This is a genomic window from Hyalangium sp. (assembly GCF_035629615.1).
In the GTDB taxonomy this organism is placed as follows: Bacteria; Myxococcota; Myxococcia; order Myxococcales; family Myxococcaceae; genus Hyalangium.
Genome location: NZ_DASPHO010000180.1, coordinates 1 through 3,092 on the forward strand (window position 1 = coordinate 1; position 3,092 = coordinate 3,092).

4 protein-coding genes are annotated in these 3,092 nt (G+C 67.8%); all 4 read left to right on the top strand.

The features are described 5' to 3' along the window. On the top strand, positions 1-752 hold a 752-nt coding region (locus VD972_RS09315), incomplete at its 5' end, for a metallophosphoesterase family protein (protein ID WP_324984071.1). Positions 753-764: 12 nt separating this feature from the next. Then, on the top strand, positions 765-1,553 hold the full coding sequence (locus VD972_RS09320) for a cytochrome C (protein ID WP_324984073.1): 789 nt from the start codon (positions 765-767) through the stop codon (positions 1,551-1,553). Between the two features lie 22 nt (positions 1,554-1,575). Continuing rightward, positions 1,576-2,136, top strand: a complete 561-nt coding sequence (locus VD972_RS09325) for a sigma-70 family RNA polymerase sigma factor (protein ID WP_324984075.1) — start codon at positions 1,576-1,578, stop codon at positions 2,134-2,136. Further along, complete coding sequence (locus VD972_RS09330; protein WP_324984077.1) at positions 2,133-2,948, top strand: anti-sigma factor family protein; 816 nt, start codon at positions 2,133-2,135, stop codon at positions 2,946-2,948. Before VD972_RS09325 ends, VD972_RS09330 begins: the two co-directional genes overlap by 4 nt. Positions 2,949-3,092: the final 144 nt, after the last annotated feature.

A 3,092-nucleotide genomic window follows, 5' to 3' on the forward strand; every position in this document is an offset into this window, starting at 1 on the left:
TCGATCTCGGCAAGGAGATCCTCAAGGGCCTGAAGGCGCCGGTGAAGATGATGGTCGGGGAGCACGACTGGTTCCTCGACATGGGCGAGCACTGGCGCGGCCTGTTCGGCGAGCCGCAATACTCGTTCGATCACAAGGGAGTCCACTTCGTCACGCTGATGAGCGTGAACGAGAAGGACTTCTGGACCGAGCGCAAGATGACGCCCATGGAGCGCATGCAGACCGTGGCCGGCCTGGACAATGGCATCCAGTCCCGCTTCGAGGTCGGCCCCGCCGGCCGCGAGTGGCTCAAGCGCGATCTGGAGAAGCTGAACAAGAACACGCCCCTCGTCGTGTTCAGCCACTCGCCGCTCTACAAGTACTACAAGCCCTGGAACTTCTGGACGGACGACGCGGACGAGGTGCAGGCCCTGCTCAGGCCCTTCAAGGCCGTCACGGTCATCCACGGCCACACGCACCAGGTGCTCTCGAACCAGATCGGCAACATCCAGTTCCACGGGCTGCTCTCGACGGCCTGGCCGTGGCCCTATGCCCCCGAGGGCCTGCCCTCCCTCACCGTGCCGATGAATCGCCCGGATCCCTTCAGCAACTTCGACGGCTGCGGCGACGGCCGCATAGACGTCCTCGAGAGCGGCCTCGTCGACAAGCTCTACAACCTGTGGGACCGCAACCCGGTCACCGTGAAGTCCTCCTATCTGGCAACCGGCGGCAAGCAGGACCGGCCTCCCACTGCCAAGCTCCCCCCCTACTAGGACCCAGCGACCATGCACGTGCGAAACAAACTCGGCATCGCCGCGCTCGGACTCGGGCTCGGACTCGGCAGCCTCGCCACCTGGCAGACGGCCTTTGCGGAGACTCCCAGTCCGCTGCCCCAGCATCGCGTCCCCAAGTCGAGCGACGGAGACGTCGTCGTCGCGATGTGCGACGGGGAGACCACGCTGGAAGTGGAAGGCGTCAAGGACCCGTCCACCATCACCCGCGACAAGGCCCAGGCCATCTCGGATGAGCTCCTGCTGGCCTGGAGGAAGAAGAACCCGGACGCACGCTGGGACGCGCCGCCCCCCAAGCAGCAGCTCGTGGCCCAGGCGAACCCACCCCAGCCGCCCGCCCCTGCCAGTGCTCCGGTGAAGAAGGCCGGTGAGACCGCCTCCTCCGGTGCGGACGAGGCCGCACGCCGCGCCAGTGCGAACATCCAGGCCGGCCACACCTACGGCGCCTTCAGCGAGCGCGACGAGGCGATCTGGAAGGAGTCCACCGAGCAGGCCGTGCGCGAGGGCCACCGCGTGTTCCACGACGCGAAGGCGGTGGGCGGCACCGTCGCCATCTCTTGCGACATGTGCCACCCGGATGCCTCCAACACCCATCCGGAGACCTATCCCAAGTACCAGGTCCAGCTCGGCCGCGTCGCGCTGCTCCGGGATATGATCAACTGGTGCATCGAGAACCCGACCCGCGGCAAGCCGCTGGCCGATGATGACCCACGGATGAAGGCAATGGAGGCCTACATCTACGCGCAGCGCAAGGGCGTGAAGCTGGAGTACGGCAAGCACTGAGGAGGCAGCGCAGACCTCGAGCATGTGGAGACGACGGCCACAGCCCCCCAGGGATCCCGCGTTCGACGGCGAGGCGCTCGGCCACCTCGCGGCGATCCATGACACGGCCTTGCGTCTCTGCGGAGACCCGGCCGAGGCGCAGGATCTCACCCACGACACCTACGTCCGGGCGCTGAATGCCGCCGAGCGCTTCGAGCCAGGCACCTCGCTCAAGACGTGGCTGCTGACGATCCTGCATAACCTCTTCCGCACGCGCCTCCGGGATCGGGGGCGCCATCCGGAGGCCGTGCTGGATGAAGAGTCCGTGGATGTACCCGCTCCGCCTGCCGACGAGGAGTCCTGGCATGCCGTCACGAGCGCCCAGCTGAGCTCGGCGATAGAATTGCTCCCTCAGAAGCTCCGGGAGGCGGTGGTCCTTCGCGATCTCCAGGGGTTGTCGTACAAGGAGATCGCTCAAGTGCTCAATCTCCCAGTGGGAACGGTCATGTCCCGCCTCTACCGGGGGCGGGAGGCGCTGAAGGCGCTCCTGGTGCCCCTGCTGCACGGAGAGGACGCCCCAGCAGAGAAGCGAGAAGTGAAATGACGGTGTCCTGTGACAGCGTGCGGACCTGGCTCTCGGCCTGGATCGACGGCGAGCGCACCCCGCTCTCGTCTGAGGACTTCGAGCGCCACCTCGCCGAGTGCTCGGACTGCGCGAAGTCGGCGCGCGAGCTGCGCGGCTTCCTGCGGACGGTGTCCTCCGCCTACGTCCCGGCACCAGTTCCAGGCGCCCTCGAGGCGTCGATCCGGAAGCTGGCCTGGCGGCGCTCGTTCTCTCAGCGGGCCGCCCCGCTGATCGCCGCGGGGGCTGTCGCCGCGGCCATCGCGCTCGTCGTCTTCACCGCGCTGCGCCCTGCCCCGGTGCAGGCGGCCTCGCTGGCGGATGCCTCGGCGTGGGCGCACGAGGGGCTGGCCGGTGGCGTCCTCCCGCTGGATGTGGAGGCCGGCAACGCAGACGAGCTCTCCCGGTGGCTCACGGAGCGGGTGGGCTTCCGCGTCGTGCTCCCGAAGCTGGAGGACTCGACGCTCGTCTTCAACGGCGGCCGGCTGGTTCAGCTGGAGGGAGGCTCTGCCGCCGTTGTGAGCTTCCAGCGCAACGGCGAGCAAGTCAGCCTGGGGATTGCCCCCCGGCACGTCGCGGGCGGCCCGGCGAATGCGCCTCAGACAGAGCTGTTCCGGAACATGAAGTTCACCACCAGCACCTTGCGGGGCCTGCACGTCATCAGCTGGAGCGAAGGCGAGCTGAGCTACGCGCTGGTGTCCCGTGTGCCGGCGACGGGCCGCGCCTCCTGTGCCGTCTGCCACGGGGTGAACTCGGGCCTCAAGAGCGTCGAGGACTTCCACGGGATGCGGTAAGTCCCAGGGGCCCCTTCCATTTGCAGCCCCACCCCTGCTGACAAGAGGATCTCCATGACTCGCCCTGTGCCCATGCTCGTGGGATGGCTCGCCGCACTCACCTTGACGGCGTGTGCCTCGACGGCACCGTCTACACAGGGAGGG